Source organism: Arenibacter algicola, assembly GCF_000733925.1.
In the GTDB taxonomy this organism is placed as follows: Bacteria; Bacteroidota; Bacteroidia; order Flavobacteriales; family Flavobacteriaceae; genus Arenibacter; species Arenibacter algicola.
Genome location: NZ_JPOO01000001.1, coordinates 1,424,565 through 1,449,305, shown reverse-complemented (window position 1 = coordinate 1,449,305; position 24,741 = coordinate 1,424,565). Strand labels below are relative to the sequence as shown.

General features: G+C 36.7%; 20 protein-coding genes and 1 pseudogene. 13 read left to right on the top strand and 8 right to left on the bottom strand.

From position 1 onward, the window contains the following. Window positions 1-7: 7 nt before the first annotated feature. The 10 genes and pseudogenes from U735_RS25225 to U735_RS0106320 form a co-directional block, all read left to right on the top strand. Window positions 8-175: pseudogene (locus U735_RS25225) on the top strand (transposase); the annotation flags it as partial. Window positions 176-1,244: 1,069 nt separating this feature from the next. Further along, the gene (locus tag U735_RS0106370) at window positions 1,245-2,447 is read left to right on the top strand and encodes a DUF4856 domain-containing protein (protein ID WP_031443028.1); all 1,203 of its coding nucleotides are present in this window, start codon (window positions 1,245-1,247) and stop codon (window positions 2,445-2,447) included. Between the two features lie 94 nt (window positions 2,448-2,541). Next, entirely contained in the window at window positions 2,542-3,648 is a 1,107-nt protein-coding gene (locus U735_RS0106365; protein ID WP_316933004.1) for an imelysin family protein, read from the top strand. Window positions 3,649-3,705: 57 nt separating this feature from the next. Then, window positions 3,706-5,070 (top strand): HTTM domain-containing protein, encoded by a 1,365-nt coding sequence (locus U735_RS0106360; protein WP_031443026.1) that lies wholly within the window; start codon window positions 3,706-3,708, stop codon window positions 5,068-5,070. Next, window positions 5,051-7,474 (top strand): carboxypeptidase-like regulatory domain-containing protein, encoded by a 2,424-nt coding sequence (locus tag U735_RS0106355; RefSeq protein WP_031443025.1) that lies wholly within the window; start codon window positions 5,051-5,053, stop codon window positions 7,472-7,474. The genes U735_RS0106360 and U735_RS0106355 overlap by 20 nt, the downstream gene beginning before the upstream one ends. Window positions 7,475-8,231: 757 nt before the next feature. Next, the gene (locus U735_RS0106350; RefSeq protein WP_031443024.1) at window positions 8,232-9,809 is read left to right on the top strand and encodes a 7TM domain-containing protein; all 1,578 of its coding nucleotides are present in this window, start codon (window positions 8,232-8,234) and stop codon (window positions 9,807-9,809) included. A gap of 2 nt (window positions 9,810-9,811) precedes the next feature. Continuing rightward, window positions 9,812-10,750 (top strand): sugar-transfer associated ATP-grasp domain-containing protein, encoded by a 939-nt coding sequence (locus tag U735_RS0106345; RefSeq protein ID WP_051891889.1) that lies wholly within the window; start codon window positions 9,812-9,814, stop codon window positions 10,748-10,750. Window positions 10,751-10,801: 51 nt separating this feature from the next. Continuing rightward, window positions 10,802-11,932, top strand: coding sequence for a hypothetical protein (locus tag U735_RS0106340; RefSeq protein ID WP_031443022.1), 1,131 nt, complete (start codon window positions 10,802-10,804; stop codon window positions 11,930-11,932). A gap of 664 nt (window positions 11,933-12,596) precedes the next feature. Beyond that, window positions 12,597-13,319 carry a hypothetical protein gene (locus tag U735_RS0106330; RefSeq protein ID WP_031443020.1) on the top strand — a complete coding sequence of 241 codons (723 nt, stop codon included), beginning with the start codon at window positions 12,597-12,599 and terminating at the stop codon, window positions 13,317-13,319. A 325-nt stretch (window positions 13,320-13,644) separates the two neighbouring features. Then, window positions 13,645-14,427, top strand: a complete 783-nt coding sequence (locus tag U735_RS0106320; protein ID WP_051891888.1) for a hypothetical protein — start codon at window positions 13,645-13,647, stop codon at window positions 14,425-14,427. 199 nt (window positions 14,428-14,626) lie between these two features. Here U735_RS0106320 and U735_RS26180 read toward each other — a convergent pair whose 3' ends face one another. The 3 genes from U735_RS26180 to U735_RS0106300 all read right to left on the bottom strand — a co-directional run bounded on the left by U735_RS26180 (window position 14,627) and on the right by U735_RS0106300 (window position 17,945). Further along, entirely contained in the window at window positions 14,627-15,256 is a 630-nt protein-coding gene (locus tag U735_RS26180) for a group II intron maturase-specific domain-containing protein (protein ID WP_051891887.1), read from the bottom strand. Between the two features lie 32 nt (window positions 15,257-15,288). Beyond that, the gene (ltrA, locus tag U735_RS0106305; protein WP_051891886.1) at window positions 15,289-16,551 is read right to left on the bottom strand and encodes a group II intron reverse transcriptase/maturase; all 1,263 of its coding nucleotides are present in this window, start codon (window positions 16,549-16,551) and stop codon (window positions 15,289-15,291) included. Between the two features lie 983 nt (window positions 16,552-17,534). Beyond that, a complete protein-coding gene (locus tag U735_RS0106300; RefSeq protein WP_031443015.1) occupies window positions 17,535-17,945 on the bottom strand; it encodes a helix-turn-helix domain-containing protein in 411 nt (136 codons plus the stop codon). Between the two features lie 171 nt (window positions 17,946-18,116). Here U735_RS0106300 and U735_RS0106295 point away from each other — a divergent pair, with 171 nt between their 5' ends. Genes U735_RS0106295 through U735_RS0106285 form a run of 3 tightly spaced genes read left to right on the top strand, consistent with a single transcriptional unit; the run spans window position 18,117 to window position 20,356 of the window. Further along, window positions 18,117-18,434 (top strand): hypothetical protein, encoded by a 318-nt coding sequence (locus U735_RS0106295; protein ID WP_031443014.1) that lies wholly within the window; start codon window positions 18,117-18,119, stop codon window positions 18,432-18,434. Window positions 18,435-18,453: 19 nt separating this feature from the next. Continuing rightward, window positions 18,454-19,257 (top strand): RNA polymerase sigma factor, encoded by an 804-nt coding sequence (locus U735_RS0106290; RefSeq protein ID WP_031443013.1) that lies wholly within the window; start codon window positions 18,454-18,456, stop codon window positions 19,255-19,257. A 1-nt stretch (window position 19,258) separates the two neighbouring features. After that, the gene (locus U735_RS0106285) at window positions 19,259-20,356 is read left to right on the top strand and encodes a hypothetical protein (RefSeq protein ID WP_031443012.1); all 1,098 of its coding nucleotides are present in this window, start codon (window positions 19,259-19,261) and stop codon (window positions 20,354-20,356) included. A gap of 1,388 nt (window positions 20,357-21,744) precedes the next feature. Here the strand turns inward: U735_RS0106285 and U735_RS25510 are convergent. The 5 genes from U735_RS25510 to U735_RS0106260 form a co-directional block, all read right to left on the bottom strand. Further along, on the bottom strand, window positions 21,745-22,587 hold the full coding sequence (locus U735_RS25510; protein ID WP_232233225.1) for an IS3 family transposase: 843 nt from the start codon (window positions 22,585-22,587) through the stop codon (window positions 21,745-21,747). Between the two features lie 35 nt (window positions 22,588-22,622). Then, window positions 22,623-22,889, bottom strand: a complete 267-nt coding sequence (locus U735_RS25695; protein WP_031443010.1) for a transposase — start codon at window positions 22,887-22,889, stop codon at window positions 22,623-22,625. 164 nt (window positions 22,890-23,053) lie between these two features. Beyond that, on the bottom strand, window positions 23,054-23,548 hold the full coding sequence (locus tag U735_RS0106270) for a hypothetical protein (RefSeq protein WP_031443009.1): 495 nt from the start codon (window positions 23,546-23,548) through the stop codon (window positions 23,054-23,056). Between the two features lie 102 nt (window positions 23,549-23,650). Further along, window positions 23,651-24,103 (bottom strand): response regulator, encoded by a 453-nt coding sequence (locus U735_RS0106265; RefSeq protein WP_031443008.1) that lies wholly within the window; start codon window positions 24,101-24,103, stop codon window positions 23,651-23,653. 414 nt (window positions 24,104-24,517) lie between these two features. After that, complete coding sequence (locus tag U735_RS0106260) at window positions 24,518-24,697, bottom strand: hypothetical protein (RefSeq protein WP_146032826.1); 180 nt, start codon at window positions 24,695-24,697, stop codon at window positions 24,518-24,520. Between the last annotated feature and the right edge of the window lie 44 nt (window positions 24,698-24,741).

Sequence of the window (24,741 nt, the reverse complement as noted above, 5' to 3'; positions counted from 1 at the left end):
TACTTAATCCACAATATCCCTCAACTATAGGTCGATCCTGAACTATTTTATAAACAGGAGCACAAACGCATCTGCAGAATCCTTCAATGCCAAAATAAAAGCTTTTAGGGCCCAGTTCAGAGGCGTTAGAAATACAGAATTCTTCCTGTTTAGATTAACTCAATTATTTGCATAAATATCCAAATACCCAGAAATTGTACTTGATCCAAAATTAGGTGTGCACATATGATATCATTTGATATCATTTGATATCAAAGAAAATGTGTAAAAACAAAAAACACTGAAAATCAATTGATTAACAGTGTTTTTGCTACTACCTATTTCTAGGTTCGTCGGGGTGGCAGACCTAACTACCTACACCCAAAACACTGTTATACAGTTGTTTACATAATTTTATTTCAATTTGCACACCTATTTGTACACTCAAAACCAAGTAAGAACTCTAAAGATATCATTTGATGCTCTTTAGTGTATTAAAGGTACAAATAATATTATCAAAGACCAATATCATCCTTGGAGTTGGTACATCCTGTGAAATTTCTGCTGCCATTAAAAAAAGCAGTCATAATACTCCAGTGTAAAAAGTAAATTGTGGGACGATGGTAATTTTATTGGCTGAAGTAAAGAAAATTGTACTTATACCGAAGTTAATCCTAGTACAAAATCTGATTTTGATAGGGATATCATAGGCAGCGAAAGAACTGCCTCGAATGCTTATTACTGTAACAATTCCGAATATACCACTGATTGGAATGTGGAAATAACAGCTACACTTGAGGGAGAATTTTAATTAATTTTAAAGATGCCGATGGAACGATGGTTTTGGATCTGGTCCTAAAAAAAGAACAAAGTGAGGATTCCAGATTATGTGTTGCTTCCCAGGTAATTTCGGCTTTTGGTATGTTATCATAGTTTTGAACAACTTCAATGTAAATGAATAGTTTTCCATAAGATTGGGAAATTAAAAATTGGTTTAGTTTGTAACGGGTTTTCTATCACGTAATTAGCAGAAAACCCTTTTTATATAAACCACTTGGTTGCGTTCAAGCCAAGATTTTAATTAATACTAGATTATACCTAAGATTCCAAAATTCAAATTTTTTCCATTTCTAATTGGCCATTGTGGCTAAATTTAATTTTATTTATAATTAATCTAAATAAATTTTGTTTAAACAATTTACCTATATATATTTGCGACTTCATATATATGATTATATATAACTAGTCTAAATAAAAATAATAAAATGAAAAAATTCAGCTTAAACCTATTACTAATAGTATCTGTGATATTCCAGTCATGTTCAACGGATGATGATGGTGTAAATGACGTAAATCAAGTTACAGCCCCCAATACATATAGCTTTTTAAGAAATGGAAAATCTACGGTAAATTTTGAAGGGCAAACTACCCGAATAAAAATGGCGGAAGAATTGGTGTCCTCATTAAAAGATAATTCAAGTACAGAAATAAAATTGGATGCTATGTTTGCCCATGTTCAAGGGGAAAATGATTTTAACGATGACAATTTAAATTTATCCAATAAAAGTATACGTAGCAAAATTGCAGCATCGGCAGATTATTTTTCAGCCAATACCACCACTTCAAATGCCATTAAAGCAGATTTTGATAATTGGATTGCGTCCCAAGCTTCAGAGGTTTTTATAAACTGGAACACAACTGCCTCTGCAGGACAAGCTGGTCAAATACAGCAAGCCGGAGGAGGTTCCATCCGGTATATTAACAATAAAGGACTGGAACTAAATCAAGCTTTTGCCAAGGGGTTGATAGGTGCTTTAATGATGGACCAAATTCTTAATAACTATTTAAGCCCTAAAGTATTGGATAAAGGTTCTAATTTACCAAATAATGATAATGGGGTATTGGAAGTAAATCAGGAATTTACTGCAATGGAACATAAGTGGGATGAGGCTTACGGGTATTTGTATGGGAACGAAACTGATCCCGAAGTACCCCAATTGGATGCAGATCAGTTCTTAAGCGAATATTTATACAAATTGGAAGGTGACCCAGATTTTTCTGAAATACCAGTAACGATATACAATGCTTTTAAATTAGGAAGAGCGGCAATCGTTGCCAAATCTTATACTGTTCGCGATGAACAAGCGGAAATTATCAGGGAAAATTTATCAAAAATACCAGCCGTAAGAGCTGTATATTATTTACAGGCCGGAAAAACCAATTTAGAATCTGATAAAGCTACCGCGTTTCATGCCCTGTCGGAAGCATATGGGTTTATTTACAGTTTACAATTCTCTAGAATGCCTAACTCGACCATACCTTATGTAACCAAAACCGAAGTTGATGGCTATTTAGCGCAACTCATGGAAGGCAACGGGTTTTGGGATGTAACACCAGAAACCCTAGACAGTATTTCAGCATCCATAGCGGCGGAGTTTGGTTTTACTACAGCTCAAGCAGCTAATTAGTAAAACTTTATATTCTCAAAAAAGTAGTTGCTGTTTCCATTATTACAGAAACTACTTTACTAATTGTATAGTACAAATTATAATATAAAAGCCAATGGATTTGATAAAAAAATTATTTCTAATAATTCTGGGAGCTATGAGTCTCCTGGCATGCAGTTCCCCATCTTCTGAAGATAGCCCAAGTAGTAGTAATTCAGATGATTTTGATAGAGAAGCCCTATTGATCAATTTGGCAGATAATATTATTATACCGGCCTATGAAGATTTAAATATTAAACTTAAAGCATTAAAACTCGCTAAAGATGATTTTATATCTCAACCCGATAACACAAATTTAGTTGCATTGAGGGCATCTTGGCTAAGTGCCTACAGGACATGGCAATTTGCAGAAATGTTTAACATAGGTAAAGCTGAAGAAATTTTATTTGCATTTCAGATGAATATTTATCCCGTCTCCATTACGGATGTGGAAGCAAATGTTTTTTCGGGCACCTATGATCTAAGCCATACCAATAACAATGATGCAGTTGGGTTTCCCGCAGTTGACTATATGTTGTTCGGTATAGCCAATGACGATGTTGAAATTTTAAACAAATATGCAGATGTAAAGTATTTGAATTATTTATCCGATTTAATAAATCAGATGCAGTCTTTGACCGAAACCGTTTTAAACGATTGGAAAACATCCTACAGAGATACCTTTGTCAGTCAAAAAACAAATACAGTAACCAGCACTCTAAATAAGTTTGTAAATGATTACATATTCTATTATGAAAAAGGATTACGCGCGAATAAATTTGGAATCCCCGCAGGTGTTTTTTCTTCTACTCCATTACCTGACAAAGTAGAAGGCCTATATAGCAAGAATATTTCCAAGGAATTAGCCTTGGATGCCTTGCTGGCAGTTCAAAATACATTTAACGGGAAGTACTACGGTTCTGACCGAAGTGGTGAAAGTTTTAAAAGTTATTTGGGTTATTTGAAAAGAAACGACTTAGCAACTGCGGTAAATTCGAGGTTTGATGCTGCTCGGCAAAAAATACAGGTATTGGATATGAACTTTAATTCCCAAATCAATACAGATAATACGAAGATGACCGAAGCTTTTGATGCACTCCAATTAATCGTCGTCTCATTAAAAGTTGATATGCTACAAGCATTTAATATAAGTGTAGATTATGTTGATGCAGATGGTGACTGAAAATCTAGGGCTGATTCTAAAGATTGTCTTAATAATGGCTTTCCATATTAATTATCAATGCGTTTAAATATTACCTCATATCTCGCTAAATCAACCAATGCCGCACCTCTAGTCGTATTTAGAATTTGTTTTGGCATTATGATGTGCTTTAGTATTGGGCGATTTTGGTATCTCGGTTGGATAGAATCGCTGTATATTCAACCGAAGTTTCATTTTTCATATTATGGTTTCGGGTGGGTCAAACCTATTGGCATGTACACCTATTTACTTTTTGCCATTTGTGGAATAGCGGCCATCCTAGTTGCATTGGGATTAAAATACAGAATAGCTATAATTGCTTTTTTCTTGAGCTTTACATATATAGAGCTTATGGATAAAACCACATATTTAAATCATTACTACTTTATTAGCCTGCTTAGTTTTCTAATGATTTTTATACCTGCAAATGCTTATTTTTCGATGGATAACTACATAAGAAAAAAAGCGTACATAAATATCCCAAAATGGACCATTGATAGTATAAAGCTTCTTTTGGGGATTGTATATTTTTATGCTGGTTTGGCCAAACTAAACAGTGACTGGCTATTTAGGGCGCAGCCCTTAAAAATATGGTTGCCCGCCAAATATGATTTGCCTTTGATCGGGGAGGTGTTAATGCACCAAAATTGGTTTCACTATACAATGAGTTGGAGTGGTATACTATATGATTTAAGTATTCCCTTTTTATTATTGTACAAAAAATCACGTCGGTTCGCATTCATTTTAGTGGTTATATTTCATGTTTTTACTAGGGTACTATTTCCTATTGGGATGTTCCCTTTTATTATGATTGTCTCGGCACTTATATTTTTTGATGCTGATTTGCATAAAAGGATTATTAGAGCTCTTAAATACATTTTCATATTTAAAATAAATACTTCTTCAGTATCGAAAGTTGATGATTATGCCTTCAATTATAGAAAACCATTGTTATTTATTATTGGAGTTTTTTTTGGTTTTCAGCTTATTTTTCCATTTCGATATTTACTGTATCCAAATGAATTATTTTGGGCAGAAGAGGGCTACCGTTTTTCATGGCGAGTTATGCTTATGGAAAAAATGGGAATATCAACCTTTAAGATCGTAAATGGAGAAACCAATGACTTTTTCTATGTTGACAATAAAGATTTTTTGACCCCATTTCAAGAAAAACAAATGAGCTTTCAACCTGATTTTATTCTAGAATACGCACATTATCTGGGGGATTATTTTACATCCCAAGGCCATGATAATGTACAAGTTTTTGTTGAAAGTTATGTAGCCTTGAATGGAAGGATAAGCGAACTGTTTATCGATAAGGGGATAGATTTGCTCCAAGAAAAGGAATCGTTTAAGCCAAAACATTGGATATTACCATTTAAGGATGACATTAAAGGACTTTAAGTTTATTTTTGCACTTATTTTTAGTGTTTCAACGTTTGCACAACATAGCATTTCGGGTACTGTTATCTTTTCGACAAACAACAATGTCATTGCTGATGTTAATGTTTACGATAAAGTTTCTGGATTATTGGCAACAACAGATCAATCTGGTTACTTTCAATTTCGAACCTCAAAAAAAGAAGTGACACTTGTATTTTTTTCCTATGAGTATGAAGTTAAGGAAGTAACAATTCAAACCGAAAATTCTTCTGAATTAATTATAGCTTTAAATGATTTGACCCAAAACTTGACCGAAGTTGAGGTCATTGCCAGAAAACAGGGCGTCTTTGATTTAAAACGATTGAATGATGTTGAGGAAACCGCCATATATGCAGGTAAAAAAACAGAAGTTATTTTGGTTGAGAAATCAATGGCTAATTTGGCCTCGAACAATGCACGCCAAATATACAGCCAGGTAGCAGGACTGAATATATACCAAAACGATGATGCAGGTTTGCAGCTTAATATTGGTGGACGAGGTCTGGACCCTAACCGGACAGCGAATTTTAACACCAGGCAAAATGGGTATGATATCAGTGCGGATGTTTTGGGTTATCCTGAAAGTTATTATACGCCAGCTTCGGAGGGCCTGGAGGAAATTCAAGTGATCCGTGGTGCAGCTTCGTTACAATATGGTACGCAATTTGGAGGTCTAATAAATTTCAAAATAAAATCTCCAAATCCCAGTAAACCTCTAGAAGTGATTACTAGAAACACATTAGGAGGTTTTGGGTTATACACTCATTTTACAAGTTTAAATGGCACAAACAATAAGTGGAGCTATTATACTTATTTTAACTATAAAAATGGCAAAGGATTTAGACCAAATTCAGAGTTTGAATCTAAAAATGTATTTGCTAATTTGGGATACCAATTTACAGAAAATACTTCGTTGACCGTCGAGCTGTCTTATTTACGCTATTTAGCGCACCAAGGCGGTGGATTGACCGATGCCATGTTTGCCGAGAATCCATATCAAAGTAACCGTGAACGGAACTGGTTTAAAGTAGATTGGTTACTTTATAACTTTAAATTTGCACACAAATTTTCCAACCAAACCAATTTTACTTTCAACTTTTTTGGTTTGGATGCGTCCAGAAATGCACTAGGATTTAGAACCAATAGGGTAAATCAAGTTGACCCTCAAAATGAGCGAGACCTAATTAAAGGGAACTTCTCTAATTTTGGCTATGAATCTCGATTATTAAGCAAGTACAAGATGTTAAATCAAAATGCGACATTTTTAGTGGGCACCAAGTTTTACAAAGCGGACAATTATCAAAAGCAAGGGCCAGGTAATGCCGGGAAAGGACCGGATTTCAACTTTGCCCTTTCCGAATATCCCTATTACCCAAACCAATCTGAGTTTGATTTGCCCAATTTCAATTTGTCTTTTTTTGGGGAAAATATTTATTACGCTTCCAACAGTTTTTCAATAACACCTGGATTTCGTTTTGAATATATAAAAACACAAAGCGATGGGTTTTACAAACACATAAATACGGATGCTGCAGGCAATGTTATCTTTGAGGAAACCGTAAGGGAAAGTCAGAATTTTGATCGTTCCCTTCTATTATTGGGAATTGGGTTGAGTTTTAAACCAAACCTAACCCTAGAGGTTTATGGGAATATTTCACAAAATTATCGCTCCGTAACTTTTTCCGATATCAATATTACAAATCCCGCTTTTTCCATAAATTCAGATATTACAGATGAAAAAGGGTTCACAACTGATTTGGGAATGCGGGGTAACTTTAATAATATTATATCTTATGATTTAGGTGTTTTTGGTTTGTTCTATAACGGTAGGATCGGGTTTGTTCAAAAAAGTTTGTCCGATGGTCGGGTAATCAGCGAAAGAGGTAATGTAGGAAATGCTGTGATGTATGGTATAGAATCCTTATTTGATTTTAATCTAAAAAAATATTTTGATCTAAATAAACATGTAAAACTTAATTCTTTTGTTAATACAGCACTAATAAATTCCGAATACACAACTTCGGAACAATATGGTGTGAAAGGAAATAAAGTGGAGTTTGTTCCGGATTTAAATATCAAAATAGGGGTGCAAGGGGGTTATAAGAATTTGCTGGGAAATATTCAGTATACATATCTGGGAAGTCAGTTTACAGATGCCACAAATTCCACGCTTGCAAGTTTGAGTGGTGTGGTAGGGAAAATTCCTGAATACGATATTTTAGATGTCTCACTTTCTTATAAATATGCAAATTTCAAGTTAGAAACTGGCATTAATAATGTTTTGGATAATAGGTATTTTACAAGAAGAGCTACAGGTTACCCTGGACCTGGTATAATTCCATCGGCACCAAAAAATTGGTATGCTACCTTGCAAATAAAATTTTAAAATCTAAATCAGTTGATTGTTACATTTTAAGCTTAACCCGTTCATGTTCAACCAACCATTATTACTACCCATTTTGCGTGTTAGCATTAATTAATTTAAATAGTTTATCACTAGTGTCTACTATAAATTTTAAAATGTTCTTTGAAATTATTGATAATTAGAAAGATATCACTGTTTTTTGACGGTGACGATTTGAATTGCACTTTTTTTAAGTTCGTGATTTTTCCACGAACCTATGAATCAAGGCAAATACGTTTTCGCTCAACTCACTGAATTATTGCCCCAACGCGTTTTTGACACTAGTGATAGTTTATTTGTAATTATCACTGATTATCTTAATATTTCAAACACAGGAATGAATTGCTTCAAGTTTTCGATTATTTGTGTTCGAACCTATACAAATCAAACCTATTAGGTGGTTGCATCGAACATCGGCCTTGCCTTAGACTTCGTTCCCTTAATAATTACCATGTAAGACGTATAGATGGCTATTCTTAATGGGTTGGCCTTTAGATATATCCCTCTTAACAATAATTAACCTATTTTAAAAAAAGTTAATATGGTCTAAAGGGTAAGTCCTTAGAATATCAATGAATAATGGGGATCCCGTAAAATTCGAAAGGAATATGTATACAATATAATTAAAAAGATAAGGACAAGGAGGTAGGGTAAATACTTTTGTAAGTGTTATACTACAAAAACATAAAGTTTTTGCTATTAAAATAAGTTTATTAAAAACCAAACCACCAAATGCAATATGAATTCTACCTACAAATTTCGTATTACCATTTTGGCTATCCTGATTTTGGCAACGATTTCTCTGGCCTTTAAAATAGTCCCGGCAACCAAGTACATAGACAGTTTCTATGCAGACGACATGTACAACGTCCACTACCGCTACTTCTACAAGACCCAGAAGGGCAATACCATCGTTAGGACATTTATACCAAAAAGCAATGATCATCAGCGCATTACCAACGCCAAGGATGTCTCCGATAGTCCCGGGAGCTTTCAAGAATTGAACGAAGGCAATAACTTAAAAGGTGTATGGACAAGCACCAAAGAAAATAATTATGAGGATATAAACTATCAATTCACCTTTGAGGGCCAGACCAAGAATTATGATTTTCCGTTAAATTTTGATCATAATAGATCAAATTATGATTCCTATTTAGAAGCTTCCCAGTATATACAAGTAAATGATGACCGCATTGATTCCCTGGCAAATCTTTTATCTACCGATGCGATCAGTGATCGGCAAGTCATTAGAAACCTTTTTGATTTTGTATATGAAATCCCCTCAGCGCCGATAATTTCCTTAACGGACGCCATAACCACCTTGGAACAAAACAGGGCTTCCTGTAATGGAAAAAGTAGGTTACTGGTTGCATTGGCCAGAAAATTGGGCTATCCCTCACGGATCAAAGGAGGTATAATCTTAGAGGAGGCCAATAAGCGCACCTCGCATTCCTGGACGGAAATTAATATAAACGACAAATGGATACCTTTCGATGCCCTGAACAATCACTATGCCCATTTGCCGGCCAATTATCTGGAATTATATGAAGGGGATGAATTTATGATCACCTACACCTCTGGTATCAACTTTGACTATACCTATGAGATCAAAAAACAGGTCAACATTCCGTTCTTGGGGATCAGCGCAGATGAATTTGGAAAGAAATACCCCATATCACTATGGGGATTGGTCGAAAATGACATCATTAATCTACAGATGCTCATCCTCCTGCTCATGATCCCCATAGGCGGATTACTGGTAGCTTTTCTTAGGAATGTTGTTGGATTAAAAACATTTGGCGTATTCCTGCCAGTTTTAATATCATTTTCCCTGATGGAAATAGGGTTTATAAAAGGAATTATTTCTTTTATATTTTTAATACTATTTGTGGGATTAGTGACAAGGCCCTTTAATAGATTAGGACTGTTGCACACACCAAAATTAGTTATCTCACTTTCACTAATGGTGTTGGTCATGTTGGCCGGGTCGTATATAGGAATGATAACCAATGTTGTGTGGTTGACTTCCCTTTCCTTTTTTCCGACCATAATTCTCACCGTCTCGGCGGAACGATTTTCCACCTTGATCGCTGAGGACGGTTTTCAAAAAGCAACTGCCACCTTCTCACAAACCATAATTTCTGTAGTTTTCTGTTACTGGCTATTGTCCAGCTCCATTGTTTCTTCGGTCATCATTTTGTTTCCTGAGATACTGCTGATTGTCATTGCGCTGGCCATGATTTTAGGACGTTACATTGGGTTGCGATGGACAGAATTATTTCGATTTCAACCTTTGTTCAACCTTAAAAATATTTGATCATGTTTAAAAAATTATTTCAAATACAGAATAGACAGGGAATCATCGGTCTTAATCGACGAAACCTAGACTTAATATACCCCAATAACCATAAACGGGATTATAAGTTAGCGGATGACAAGGTGAAAACCAAGGAAATCCTTCACAGCAATAAAATTGCATGTGCGGACACGTATGCGGTTATCCGAAACGTTAGCGATATAAAAAGGGAATGGGCAAAATGCATAAATTATGGTGCTATAGCCGTAAAACCTGCCAATGGGTCCGGTGGCGGTGGCATAAAAATTATAAAAAAAGAGGAAGATGGCACTTGGTCCAATAGCGGTATTAAAATTACAGAGCGTCAAATTTTTCAGCATATCACCGCAATCGTCTCCGGGTTTTTCTCCAGAGGGGACGGTGATCATTGTTTAATTGAAGAATGTATAGTGCCACATCCTTTCTTTGCTGAAATCTATGACGAAGGGGTGCCCGATTTTAGGATCATCACCTTGAAGAACACTCCCATAATGTCAATGCTCCGAATGCCCACATCCAAGTCTGGGGGAATGGCCAATCTGCATCAGAACGGCGTGGGTATAGGAGTGGATATGGTCAATGGCCGACTTACACAGGTCTATGATGGTAAAAATTACAGGGACCATCATCCCGACAATCCTAAATCAATCAAGGGGGTGACCATTCCCTTTTGGAAGGAAATTATGGCACTCTCCATAGCTACATCAAAGGCCTTTCCGTTGGACTATCTGGGCATTGATCTGGTCATAGACAAAACCAAGGGCCCTCAAATTATGGAGGTAAATGTGCGCCCGGGCCTTGCCATCCAGTTGGTGAACCAATGTGGCCTACAAAAAGCCATTGATCATCTATTCCAACATTCAAGATCTCTACATCACAATTATCAGAAACTGGGCCTTAATTCCGATTCTTGGGCATACTAATCCTTAATAAGCTTTTCATTAACAACTGTACCATTAAAATCCCAAATCCATATGAAAAATCTAAAATTACCATATATACTTTTTTTTGCCATAACGACTTCTTGCTTTGCGCAGGGCAAACATAGTTTTGATGCAGAAAGCCTTGGAGGTTATGACTATAATTATTTTAAGAGTCCCACTGCCGTCGATCAGGATGGAACGCTATTTTCTGGAGACCAATTGATATCCAGCAGCATTTATCAGGCTGTGATGATAGATTATCATTACCGATACATGTCGAAAGAAAACAGGATCCGCTTCTCAATTAGTCCACAGGCCAGGATGTTATATGAAAATTATGACGATAGCTATTGGAGTATGACAACGTCCGCCAAGTACGATTATAATATCGGGAAAAACATGGAGTTCTTACTGGAAGCGACATTTAAACGGATGAACCGCAATGGTCTCGATGGTGACCAAGACGTATTGGTAAGCCCACTTGGGTACTACGATTATGGCGCAATCTCGGGCATACAGTTCTCCCCCTTTAAGGACCATGAAACTACACTGGAAGGATTTTACAAATTCAGAAATTTCGATCCATATGGAGTAAAGGACTTACAATATAATGAATATGGACTACAGTTTAGATCAGAGCAAGATTTCGAAAGAAATGGTCTGAAACATTCTTTTGGTATCATTGGGTACGCCAAGAAAAGACTTTATGATACATATGATGCTTCAAGTTCAACCGTTGACGGAATTAGGGATTGGAGGTATATAAACGCTCAGGTTTTTTACGATTATCCAATTGGCGAAAATTTTGAAGTGACACCGAGTCTGGAGTATCTAGTTAGGTTGGACAAGTCGGCTGACCGTTCCGGATATAGGCAATACGGTCCGGTGTTACGTATGAAATTTGATAATGATAGAACCAAGGTGCGGACCACGGTCGAATATGTTAGCAGAAATTACAAAAGTATTGAAGCCATGGATAGCAATGGTCCAAAAGGGGAACTGACACAATACCGATATACCAATTTTAAATTGGATGTCAGTCAAGCTTTGGGAAAAAATCTATTTATTTCAGCTGAGGCCTATAGCCGGATCAGGACCACCAATTACACCGATATCGGTGCTAGGTCCTTTAGGGCATATCGCAACCAGTATGCCGGTATTGGCCTGAAAATGGAGCTATAGTCTCAATTTTGTTTATTCTGATGACATAATCTATAATCCCCAACCAATATTGACCCTTTATGAAAGTACTATAAAATAATTTACTAGTTATCCAATAAATTTTAATGTTATGTATGCGAACCAAATACTAAATACAGGAAACAATATAATCGATATTCACCTATTACTTGAATAACTTTTTGACGAAACCCAGAATTGGAATCTTGATATTTCTAAAAAAGGTTTTCACTCCCTCAAAAGTATATTTTTTGAAAGTATAGGTTTCAACTTTTCGATTTCTGAAGTAATTCTTATGGATTTGGGCCATAACCCAAAAGAGGAAAGGCTTATTCCCGAAAAAATCAAAGAGAATGTCCAGTTCAATCATATTCCCTTTATAATAATCGGCTCCGAATTGCCACTTCGAAGTCTAGCGGCATTCTATGGAGATTAAACCAAGCATTACATCAAAAACCAATTGGTGTTAAAAAAATTCATTAGTTGTATAAAGAGTTGATCATTTTTTATTTAGTCAATTCATTAAATAAGCTTCTAAATAGAAAGTCCCAAGTTTTTAAAATTTATAATACCCTATTAAAGAATAATATATAAAATAATTTTAAAAGAACAATGACGTCTATACCACTTGTGGAGCGTTTTGAACTGAATCCCAAAAATTGTAATTATGAAACTTACCAAATACATTTTGATTTTGTTATCGTCCATAACTTTATGTGCACAACAAACGAGCAAATTAAAAGAGGATCGATTTAATAGTTCATTGATTTCACCTACTACGGTACATGGGGACATGAAATTCTCAGGGATTACCGATGGCAATGATAATTCAACGGTAACCTTTAATACATATAGGGAAACGAAGTATGAAAAATACGATGTCGGGGGAACTTTTATATATTCGAATCCCATGACCTCAGGTATGGTCTATTTGACCAAGGATTGTGACTGGTTTATTGTTTCCCTGACCCTTGGGGCCTACAAATATAATAATCGTTCAGCCTCATATACCGGTGTTTATGTTTCACACAATCATGAGAACGGTTATTTCGGTTTTGGCATTTCAGATATATTCGATGTAGGGTTCAGAAATGGGACAGCAGATAATTTTTTTTACTTCGATGCTAAGACTCCGAAAGTCTTTGTTCATCAAAAAATTATAGCCCTATATGATTTTTCTCTGGGCCTGGCAGCAAGTGCGTCATACCATCGTATTGAAAAACTTAACCCTAATATGTCCATGGAATTGGGATATAAAAATCAATATATAGGTATTGGGTATTCAAAATACAACAGCTTATTGGTCTATGCAAAACTATCCGTGGGAAGGTTAGATTTTTATGCTGGAATGGATCATGAACTAAGCATGGGAATGGGTATAGATTTTTGATCATCCTCATGCCACTATGGAATCCCTTAGAAAATGCTATTTAGAACAATTAAACAGGTTTTAAAAGGAGGTATTATAGCAGAACCTCCCATTGACATTAGACATCCCACCAAGAAAAAACCAAGAACTTGCCTGATATCTACACAAACCAAAGCAATGATATTGCCAAAAATTAGAATTGTATTGTGCATGTATAATAACCTGGCTTATAGGGTTCTAAATGGTTTTCCCTCCCCTGTATACCAAAAAAGATAATTAATCGTTTAGTTTAGGTAGGGTTTATGCTTTACCAGTTGTTATATCAATAACCTTAAATACTTAAGTTATGAATGCGAATGACCCAAATTTATTATTGAATGCAAAAAACACCTTCCGTTACCTTGGTATCGGAGTTATCGGCCTACTTGGCCTGACAGGATGTACCAAGGATGACCCCATGGGCAAAAATGGACAATTGGCCATCAGTGCCAAAAGCAATTATGTAAGCCCTACAGGCAAAACAGCCACTACGGATAAGGCATCTGCAAATTCGGTAGTGTTAAGTGATTTCTTGTTGAACCTAAAAGAGTTCGAATTGGAACTGGACATCGACGATCAAGAAGATGACAACGAACAATGGGATGATGACGGTTATTTCGATTTTGAGGACGAAATTGAATTGGAAGGCCCTTTTGAACTTGATTTGTTGGCAGGTAAAATATCCTTTCTTACCGCATCTGTACCTATGGGCAAGTATGAGGAAATTGAGTTTAAATTTGACAAAAGTACGGATGACACCAGTGCACTTTTTGAAAAGTCTATCTTGGTAAAAGGCACCATAGACAATATCCCTTTTGTCTTTTGGCATAATTTTGAGGATGAACTCGAACTTGATTTTGAGGATCCTCAATTTGATATTACCGTTTCAAGCGGCACTGAAAACCTATCTCTAGAATTTGACCTAAGCCTGTTGTTCAACAGTGTGAACGGCGTCAACCTTTCTCAGGCCGTGGATGGCAACAATGATGGTACAATAGAAATAAGTCCGGTGGACACCGATGGCAATAATGAAATTGCCCAAGAGCTAAGGGATAGGTTCAAGGATTTTATTGATTTATTGGATGATTAAAACCTTTTGGCATAATTGATTATTTATGGCCAATACCAATGCTCTAGTAATCCTTATGGATCTTATGGGCGTGGTTTTGGCCATATTCTTTTCAACAACATAATTATTGATTAATTGTATATTGTTTATAGATTCAAATCTAAAGGAACCGTACGTGATAGTCTCCCATCATACGGCTCTTCTTAAACCAAGACTGCAATTATGGTCTTAACACGTTATATTGCCAATGATAGAAAAGATTGGGGTAACATCTGGATACCTTCTGTAAGTATCGATAAGCATAGACCCACTCTTTACGTTTAAAACGACGGTATTTATTGCGTATCCACTTGACCAAACGAATATGCAATATCCTAAAGAGCTTCCTCATATCCGACAATCGGAATTTTCCATAGTAATTGACCCATCCCCTTATCTTCTGTCTTAGCAGTTCTGCTATCTTGCCAAGTGGTAGTTGTACCCAACGATGGATATCCCTCTTCCTTAGTTCTGATGCTATCCTACTGGTACTCTTTTGGCTGATAGCTGGGGTAAAGCCCAATACTTGCTTACCCCTGACCCTTACTGTTCGAGGCTTGAACGTGAAGCCGAGAAAATCAAACTTCTGATAGGTTTCCTTGAGCTTAGGTTGCTTCTTTTGGTTGCGATGGCAATAGACAATCCTTGATTTCTCTTCATTGATTTCTAAGTGGCAACTCTTTAGTCGCCCCCTTATCGAACCGAGCAACTTTAATGCAGCATATTTATGTGTACAATGTACCACTAATCGAGTAGGCCCAAGGAACCTCCCCTTGAGCCTCTCACAGATCCGTACGTGATACTCTCGCATCATACGGCTCCTATTATTCTGCGCCAAAGATATTATACTGTCTTTGGAGGTAGGACACCCATTCTCCAGTGGGCAAATAAAGTAGGGTTCTGATGACAGATTTCACCTAACAGTCTTATTGCTCTGGTTTTGTGTCTCCTACACTTTTTAAATTTCCGTTCAACCCAATGGGCCAGTCTGTGGTTTAGCCTTTGGAATAAGGGGTACATCGCAGATTTGTAAAACCTTCCATAATAGTTGATAAATCCCTGAAGCTTGGCATTAAACATATTGGCCAGATCCGTCAAGGTTTTATCAGATCTAAGATGAAGGTTCCAACTCCTGATTTCTCTTCCGATTCTTGTGATAGCTTTCCTGCTGATGGCTGGACTAAAATTAATGAAGTAGTTGCCCCGACGACTTTTAGACCTTCTGGCCCTGAAGGTAAAGCCTAAGAAGTCAAACTTTACTTCTTTATAACTTCCTCTCCTATCATCATCTTTGCAATAGACAATCTTGGTCTTCTTCTTATTTAATGCCAATCCACATTGTTCCATCCTCATTTTGATCTTTTCATGCATGTATTCCGCTTCTTCCAATGTTCGAAAATGGCAGATACAATCATCGGCATACCTTTCAAAAGGAATGTGGTTGTAGTACTTTTTCATCCAATAGTCAAAGGTATAATGCATAAATAGATTTGCTAAAATCGGCCCTACTACTGAACCTTGCGGTATTCCTTTTGTTCTGGGAACTTGCTCTCCGTTCTTTAATTGGTACGGGACTTTAAGCCATCGTTCGATATAGAGTAAAACCCAACGTTCTTGGGTATGTAATTTTACTGCTTTCATCAATAGTTCGTGATCGATCGTATCAAAGAATTTGGAGATATCAAGGTCCAGAACCCAATCATTCCTCCAGCAACGTCTGCGGGCCTGTTCTACAGCCTGATGGGCTGAACGTCCGGGTCGGTAACCATAGGAATTTTCATGGAATATCGGATCTATCTTTGGTTCTAGTAGCATAACAACACTCATCTGAGCGATCCTGTCAATTATTGAAGGAATACCCAGAGGTCTTGTTTCTCCCTTTGTTCCTTTTGGTATTTCGACAAGTTTAACTGCCTGGGGCATATAGCTCCCTGATGACATTCGGTTCCAGAGTTTGTAAAGGTATTTACCCTCTCTTTCTACAAAGTCATCCATGGTAACTCCATCTACCCCTGCAGCTCCTCTTTTTCGTTTTACCTTAAGGTAAGCTTCCCAAACCAGTGGTTTCGGAATTTTAAACTGCTTTGCTGTCTGATTTAATTTCATCCTAAAAAAAAAAAATATTCTCAGTTGGTTAATCCATCCAGCTGAATAATGTACCCCCTTCGCTAAACCTTCATTACAAAGGCCTTCAATCACTACTACGGGATACTCTGCCCCTGTGCTATGTATTGGTACTCGGAGCCTTACAGGGTCTCTGCTTGGCTTTCTCCCTTAACACCATAACGACAGGTTCCCAAGTTCCTTGATAGCGCCTAGGTATAGTTCTTGCCCTCTATATGCCGTGTGCCATGTAGCCAGTAATCAGGTAACCGCTACATTCTGTCTCGCAGGGCTGCTCCCCCTTGGTTTTGGCACAATAAAGGTTACTTTCGACACGTCAATAAGGGTTCACTTGCGTTCAACTCCTATACCCGTACCTTACAGGCAATAACAATAATATGGTTTGCCTGCCTTGACCCTGTCGCTCAATACCTGTTCCCTTAGAAACAAGCACCACAGGGCGGTTTGAGAAAGATACCTGAATATCTTCCCCGATAGTCCAATTGTCTATCACAAATCAAAGTGTGAGTCCTCTAACTTTCTAATTTGATTTTAAGTTAGCTCGTTTCTTTTTGACCTTGATAAACCCTATCATCACTTTCAAAGTTACGTTGCCCTTTCAATGAACTTATTTCTAAGTACACTCTACCCTGGGGCAACTCAGTACGCACAGCAAGAGGGTAACGCGCTAAAGCGACGTTACTGATCTTATTATTTTGATTTTCAGTTATTTATATTTCAAAAGACCAAAAAAACCTTGGATTTTTGCGGCAAAAGCTCCCTAAAGCACCATTTTTAGGCATTTTTTTGCCGCAAACAGAGAATTCAAGATGTGTCTTTGTGGCCACAAAGACGATCTTGCTTTGCTCCCGATGGTTGCAAAGAGCTTATTATCATTAAAAAAAGAAAACCATAACCGATTCCTTTTTTTGAATGAAAACGGATATGGTTTTAAAATTCTATACTCTATGTGAAAAAAAGGAAATCTATTTTTTATTCAATAGCTTCTCTAAATAGTGGTTCTTTTCTTTTTCAGCAGCTAACAATTTTTTATATAGTTCCTCAATCTTTTCAGATTGCTCTATAATTTTATCAATAGGATTGAATGTTGGATTGTATAAAACGCCATTCAAAACAGAATTATCATGAAAGGAATTTGAAATTATATTAAGTACAGATTCTTCCGAAAAATTTTTGATCGCCTCGACGGTAACACCTAGAGCCTTGGCCACCTGTTCCAGTTTTTCTTCCTCAATGGTTTCACTTTGCTCAATTAGGGAAACACTCTGTTGGCTAATGCCCAGTTCCATGGCCAAGGCTTCCTGCTTCATGCCGCGTAATTCCCTAATACGGCCAATCTTTCTGCCGATATGGTTTGGTTTTGTTGCTGTGCTCATATCTCAAATATAATAACTTATCCTATATGTTCTGTAGGTAAAGATAGTGGAAAATCTTCAAACATTATTGGTAAGATACCCAATCCATTTGGTAAAATACCAATGGTTTTGGTTCGGTACCGTAAAACGGCATTGTTACTTTATCGCAAAGAATCAAGATAAGTCCAAAAAATGAAAAGCACGGAAATAAAAGATCTGATAAACAGTCAGGAACCTATAGCTATAGTGAAATATTTTGAGTGGACCGTTATATCAAAAAACTATTGCCTTCCCAGATATCTATTGCTTAAGCTGAACACTACATGCAAAGATATAGAAGAAGTGCATATCCCGGGAAACATGGTCTCCTTTCTGTTATCAAAACTGGATAGCTTCCAAGAAGTATTTCGCAGGGATGACGGAACGGTATGGGAGCGAATGGCCTTTAGAGACAAAGTAAAAGAACACATTCCCAGACCAAAAATCAATCATTTTATTAGAGAATCATAATCGCCAAAAAATCAAACCTATGAAGAACAATATTCACATTCTAAAAAATTTTGAACTGTTAAAGAATGGTGACACATCCGCCTTTGCACAAATTCATGCTACATACAGCAGAAATATATTCTGGGTGGGAAAGCGATTTATATATGATGAATTTGTAATAGAATCCTTGGTTCAAGATGCCTTTTTAAAGCTATGGACCCATAGGGACCATATAGAAAGCCCAAAGCATATCTTCTACTTCTTAAGGTTTGTCATGAAAAGAGAATGTATATCATACTACAGCAAGCCCAAAAACAAGTTCTTTAGGAAAGTTTACTCTTTAGAAGGCTACGAAAATTACCAGGACTATATGGTGGGCTATGATTCGCTTAATGACAATGAACATTTGCGAAATCAAGAGTCGAAACAAAAAGCCTTCGACCAAATCAAAGTTGTGCTGCCCTTATTGACCGCAGAAAGGAGACACTTAATCAACCTCTGTTTAAAATATGGCTTCCAATATAAAGCCATTGCCGAAGTAATGGGAACAAGCATTTGCAAGACCAGTCAAGATGTAAAAAAGGCTATTCAGGATATTAGAAAGATTATCCATTTTGGGAGTAGTCGTGTAAATGAACAAAAGTGTTCCGGTAATGAAGTAAAAGCCCCGAGAGTGTTGACCGAGGAACAAGAAAGGGTATTGGAGTTGCGGTGCAACAAGAAGTATTCCTTTGCATTTATTGCCGAGGTCCTTAACCTACCCCAAAAAGAAGTCCATAAAGAATTTATAGCGGCATATAAGCTATCGGAGGTTCGTCAGAAAGAAAAATTAGAATTGGCTTAATATGGGAAAATCAACTATTAAACTCACTAGAAGGATCCAGTTGCTGATAGATCTGCCTACCAAAGAAGAGCGTAAGGAGAAACTGGATAAACTCTACCAGTATCAAAATCGGTGCTTTAGGGCGGCGAACATTATGGTCTCCCATATGTATGTACAAGAAATGATCAAAGAGTTCTTTTATCTTTCTGAAGGAATCAAGTACAAACTGGCCGATGAAAAAAAAGAGGAAGACGGTATCCTGCAACGTTCCCGTATCAATACCACTTACCGCGTGGTATCCGATCGCTTCAAAGGAGAAATCCCTACCGATATTTTATCGAGCCTGAACAATAACCTGTTATCCACTTTTAATAAAAACAAATCGGAATATTGGCGGGGGCAATGCTCCCTACGGAATTTTAAAAAGGAAATGGCATTTCCGTTCCCTCCAAAAAGCATGAACCGGATATCCTATAATCCCGATAAAAAAGCATTTTGTTTTCGCTTATTCTCCATTCCCTTTAAAACCTATTTGGGAAGGGATTTCACCGACAAACAAAAACTCTTGGAGCGTCTGGTCGAAGAGGACATCAAGCTTTGCACTTCACACATTAAACTCAAAGATGGTAAAACCTATTGGCTGGCAGTATTTGAAATTGAAAAAGAAAGGAATAGTCTAGATCCGGCGTTAATGGCGGAGGCCTTACTGTCCCTGGAATACCCTATAATTGTGAAAGCTGGCAAAACCAAACTTACCATTGGTTCCAGGGAAGAGTTTTTGTACAGGAGGTTGGCGATACAGGCAGCATACAAACGAGCGCAAATTGGCGCGACCTATTCCAGATCGGGCAAAGGGCGTAAAAGAAAACTTAAAGCGGTGGACAGGCTTCGAAAGTCAGAAAGTGATTATGTACTCCATCGTATACACGTATACAGCCGAAGGTTAATTGATTTCTGCATTAAACATCGGGCAGGAACGCTCATTTTATTAAATCAGAAAGATAAGATGGATATTGCTAAAAAGGAAGAATTTGTATTGAGAAACTGGAGTTATTGCGAGCTCATGACCAAAATAAAATACAAGGCAGAGAAAGCAGGTATTGAACTAATTGTAGGTTAATCAATTTATTTGAGGGTGCTTGTACACCCGTAAGGTGAGGTTCGAGACACTCACTAAATGTGAACAACATATACAACGGCGTGGGTTCTCTTATTTTGATATCCACTTGATAGACAAATTTTCAGAACAAACTTGATCTAAACCCATAATTTTTTAGGCTTAAAAATGAATTTCCTTTCTATGCTTTCCTCATAAGGTGACGGGAGTGTTTTAAAAGGAAATTTATATTCCCCTAAATAATTTAAGCTAAAAAAAGGCTATTATTGAACAGAATTCCTATAACCCAATCTGCTCAGAAAATTATAGTCATGTACAGTTATAGTACTGGAATGTTTTTCGCGGCTTTTACAGTAAAAAACACTCTGTTTTAAAGGATTCATAGAAGTTTTGCTGAACATTTAAGTGGAAATGAAGGGTAAGTATTCTGATTGTTCTCCTGTTGACGCGAGTACCAATTCTGTCACCCTACTTTGCAACCATCGAAGTCCTAAATTTCCAACCTTAAAAATCATAATACTTATGATTTCAATTGTGAGGTTATAAATTCATCATGTTTCTTAAATGATTGGTGTCCTTCCCTCCACAAGAAGATGTACACAAAGAAGGCATAGTTTTGAATCAAGTGGATCAAGTTTAACAAATGTACATAAGAGACAAAAAAATACTAAATTAGCCTATATGGGAAATATAGTTAATCGTTATTTTATAAGTATGTTGTGAATAAGCTGATGCTAGCCGCACGTGTAGCACATTTGTTTTTTGCCGACACATAATCCAACGTTGAAAAAACCAAAAGAACTCTTTTTATTGCCAATGCCCATACGAAATGTGGAAAACCACATACAAAATTAAAAAAAGAGCTTATAATTGTTTAACTCTTGTGGCGGTGAATTATTGTATTGCGATCTAACTTTTTGTAAGATTTATCCTATAAATTTTAGATATATATTACCTATAATCAAATAGCTAAAGCTGCCACGAAATCTGAAGTGTTTTGTTTATTCTGGTGAATTTTCATAACTTATTGACCCAGAACGATATACTGGACCAAAAACACTTACTAATTCTATTTTGTACCAAGCAGGTGTCCCCTTAGATTATCAAGAATATCCTTTGGAAATCCAAACCCAATATTTCTACTTTTATATACATTTCACAATACTCTTTATACATAAAGACCAACTCGCGGTATGCCATATCATCTATGAAACAGGGAGTAAAAAGGTATCACATAGTAGACTATGGAACATGGCAACCTTGTTAAAATCTACAAGAAATACCATCAAAAGATGGAGATACTTTAACAATCATATTAGTTTAACTTTTCTAGACTTAATTCGCATCCTTAGGGCTAAATATAGTCAATAGAGAATGTAGCCTTCCCCTTTTTAGGACACCTCTAAATTCGATAAATAATTGTTGTTTAGGTCAGATTTGATGAAGAATTTAAATTCTTCATCAAATCTGGGCATATATTCTTTGGGCGATTTATTGCCCAGAGATTTATGTGGGTGGTTAAAATTATAGTCCTCCCGCCAGTTATCGCTTATCTTTTGGAGCTGATATACGTCATTAAAATAATAAGCGTCCAATATGTCTTCTCTAAAAAAGCGGTTGAACCGTTCTATGTATCCGTTCTGCATCGGTTTTCCAGGTTGGGTGTATTTGATTTCTATAAAGTTCTTTTTACACCAGTTCATAAATGTCTTTGAGATAAATTCCGGTCCGTTATCACATCTTATATATTTGGGAGTCCCTATATCTTCTTTCAGGTTTTCCAATGTTTCAATGACCGCCCGTGCCGGATAGGATAGTCCGGCATCAATGGCGATAGCTTCACGGTTACAGTCGTCAATAACGTTGAATACGCGTACTTTTCTGCCATCGCTAAGCGCATCGCTCATAAAGTCCATGCTCCAGCATTCATTGAGCTGTGAAGGTGCTTCCAAGGGTTGCTTTACACGTTTTACCAAACGTTTCTTGTGCTTGCGCCTAAGGCCCAGCTTCATATTGCGGTACACACGCAACACACGCTTTCGATTCCATTTTAGGCCCTCACGACGGATCTTATGATAATACTCATCAAAACCCCGGGTCGGATATGATTCGGCCAACTCGGTTAGCTTGTCGATGACTTCGCTGTCATCCCGTCTACTTTGGTAATACCACATTGATCTGCTTAAATCAACAAGTTTACACGCACGTAATATGGGAACCGTATATTGTTTGATGAGATATTTTGCTCGAACTCTCTTGTCGGAAGGCCTTAGAACTTTTTTGACAAAACGTCCTTTAACATTTTATTGTCCAGACTAACATCCGCATACATTTGTTTTAGCCTATTGTTCTCTTCTTCGAGCTCCTTTAGACGTTTCAGTTGCTGCTGCTCCATACCTCCGTATTTCTTGCGCCAGTAGTAAAATGTACTTTTGTCGATACCCAGTTCCCTGGAAATATCGCCAACGGATCTTCCCTGTTCGTTTTCCCTTAGTGCCTTGACAATCTGGCTTTCCGTAAATTTTGTTCTTTTCATGTGACAGTTAAAATTTAAAATTAATAAATTCGAATTTTATACTGTCCTATTTTTAGGGAAGCCTACAAAAAGGGGAAGGCTACACTATGGCGGCTTTATAATTCCATTTCTCAATACGTGATGAGAGCCGTTAACAGCTGCGCCCATCGAAAAATCATATAGATCTATAATCTTTTGAAAAGCGAATACTTGTGGAGTCCGGGCATCAAAGTAAAAAAATCGTCCTCGGTACCATTTTTGAAACCCACATCTATAATATCTGCCATACCAAACCCAAAATAACCACTATTATAATTGTGGGAAAGGTATGCGCCACTATATGAAGCCGACCGATTGTTAAATTTGTAGGCACCAATGGATAGGGAGACCACAAACCAATCGCAGTCTTTTGTTATGTACAACATCCCAGAGGTCATGGGGTATGAATTAATAAAAGTTGCCCCAAAATCATATTTTTCATATCCTGTATCCTTATAGGCATTAAAGCTCACTATTGTTTTGTTGTTCCCATTGGTAATACCAGAAAAGTACATTTCCCCATGTACAATAGTTGGGGATATCAGGGAGGAATTGAATCTATCTTCCTTTAAGCTAGTGCTTTGTTGGGCATTTATGGTCATACATGAAAAAAAAATCAAAATGTATTTGGTTAGGTCCATAATTATAATTTTCAGGATTCATTTTCAAATGAGTTGTATAGTGTTGATCGGAGACATTTTTAAATCTCATATAAATGACTTCAAATCCCGGTCATTCAAGTATTATGAAACCTTGGCCGATCCATTTTTAAATTGCCATAAAGAATCGATGGTTTTTATATAGTTGGACATTGCTTTAATAGATTTGATAAAATCTACCATTTCCAAGGGTTTTTCCACATATAGATCGGCATAATCAATATAGATTTCCTTTATAGCAACGGGAACCGATTCCGTTCCTAAAATCATTAGGGGAATACGATTAAATGGTTCTTCATTTTTAAATGCCTCCAGCAAAACCTTATACGCATCGATGGATTCATCTACCTCCATTAAAATTAAGTCGGGAACCCATTCATTTTGATCGATTTTTTCGACAAAAATTGAATGGTAAGCATGGATGCAATTTTTTGAAATATTAAAATTCCAAAATTTTGTTTCTTCAAAAAGATATTCCTGGAACAGGTGAATATCGATTAAATGGTTCCCAATGTAGAGTATTTGGTTGGTATGCATACATTTTTAAATTAAGTTAAACATCATGTCAAACGAAAACAATACCTTACATAGGAAGTGAAAAATACTATATGAATAAAGGTCTATCTGTTTGCCACTAATATATTTAGGATTACTACTTTCTGTTACTTTTTTTAATACGCCGATTTGTATTGAAACACCGAACTATCAACGGATCGGGTCAACATTCAATGCTTATCAAGCTGTACCAACAAAGGTTGCAGCTATTTCCCTACTACAAACAAAGACATCATCCGTCATCATATTGGGAGTAGCTCATACATCGCGGAGTACAACCTGAGATAGTTCTGAAATGGAGTAAAACAGCTAAGGAGGCCGCGTTTGCAACAGCAGTATTGACCAACAAAGTTGGACCTCCGTTAATTGTTCTAGAACTATTTCTTTCAAATACATCTATACCGAGGATTGTTCTATTGGCCAGCTACTACAATTCATATTCGCGTCATTGGCACTACAGTAAGTGGAAATATTAAGTTCTGATGCCGTTTTAATTAAGGTTCCTATCGCTTGAGCCTTTACTTTTAGCGAAAGGGCAAACAGGTCAATGAACAAAATTTGGGGAAACTTTTTCATTTTATAAAATATTGTATTATAAAAATTAAAAATCGATCGTACAA

Bases quoted from the DNA above. Each gene is read 5' to 3' on its own strand.
- U735_RS0106330 (WP_031443020.1), top strand. From the start codon at position 12,597: ATGAAACTTACCAAATACATTTTGATTTTGTTATCGTCCATAACTTTA.
- ltrA (WP_051891886.1), bottom strand. From the start codon at position 16,551: ATGAAATTAAATCAGACAGCAAAGCAGTTTAAAATTCCGAAACCACTG.
- U735_RS0106265 (WP_031443008.1), bottom strand. From the start codon at position 24,103: ATGCATACCAACCAAATACTCTACATTGGGAACCATTTAATCGATATT.
- U735_RS0106285 (WP_031443012.1), top strand. From the start codon at position 19,259: ATGGGAAAATCAACTATTAAACTCACTAGAAGGATCCAGTTGCTGATA.
- U735_RS0106290 (WP_031443013.1), top strand. From the start codon at position 18,454: ATGAAGAACAATATTCACATTCTAAAAAATTTTGAACTGTTAAAGAAT.
- U735_RS0106300 (WP_031443015.1), bottom strand. From the start codon at position 17,945: ATGAGCACAGCAACAAAACCAAACCATATCGGCAGAAAGATTGGCCGT.
- U735_RS0106345 (WP_051891889.1), top strand. From the start codon at position 9,812: ATGTTTAAAAAATTATTTCAAATACAGAATAGACAGGGAATCATCGGT.
- U735_RS0106360 (WP_031443026.1), top strand. From the start codon at position 3,706: ATGCGTTTAAATATTACCTCATATCTCGCTAAATCAACCAATGCCGCA.
- U735_RS0106350 (WP_031443024.1), top strand. From the start codon at position 8,232: ATGAATTCTACCTACAAATTTCGTATTACCATTTTGGCTATCCTGATT.
- U735_RS0106260 (WP_146032826.1), bottom strand. From the start codon at position 24,697: ATGAAAAAGTTTCCCCAAATTTTGTTCATTGACCTGTTTGCCCTTTCG.
- U735_RS25695 (WP_031443010.1), bottom strand. From the start codon at position 22,889: ATGAAAAGAACAAAATTTACGGAAAGCCAGATTGTCAAGGCACTAAGG.
- U735_RS26180 (WP_051891887.1), bottom strand. From the start codon at position 15,256: ATGCGAGAGTATCACGTACGGATCTGTGAGAGGCTCAAGGGGAGGTTC.
- U735_RS0106370 (WP_031443028.1), top strand. From the start codon at position 1,245: ATGAAAAAATTCAGCTTAAACCTATTACTAATAGTATCTGTGATATTC.
- U735_RS0106320 (WP_051891888.1), top strand. From the start codon at position 13,645: ATGAATGCGAATGACCCAAATTTATTATTGAATGCAAAAAACACCTTC.
- U735_RS0106340 (WP_031443022.1), top strand. From the start codon at position 10,802: ATGAAAAATCTAAAATTACCATATATACTTTTTTTTGCCATAACGACT.
- U735_RS0106365 (WP_316933004.1), top strand. From the start codon at position 2,542: ATGGATTTGATAAAAAAATTATTTCTAATAATTCTGGGAGCTATGAGT.
- U735_RS0106270 (WP_031443009.1), bottom strand. From the start codon at position 23,548: ATGGACCTAACCAAATACATTTTGATTTTTTTTTCATGTATGACCATA.
- U735_RS0106295 (WP_031443014.1), top strand. From the start codon at position 18,117: ATGAAAAGCACGGAAATAAAAGATCTGATAAACAGTCAGGAACCTATA.
- U735_RS0106355 (WP_031443025.1), top strand. From the start codon at position 5,051: ATGACATTAAAGGACTTTAAGTTTATTTTTGCACTTATTTTTAGTGTT.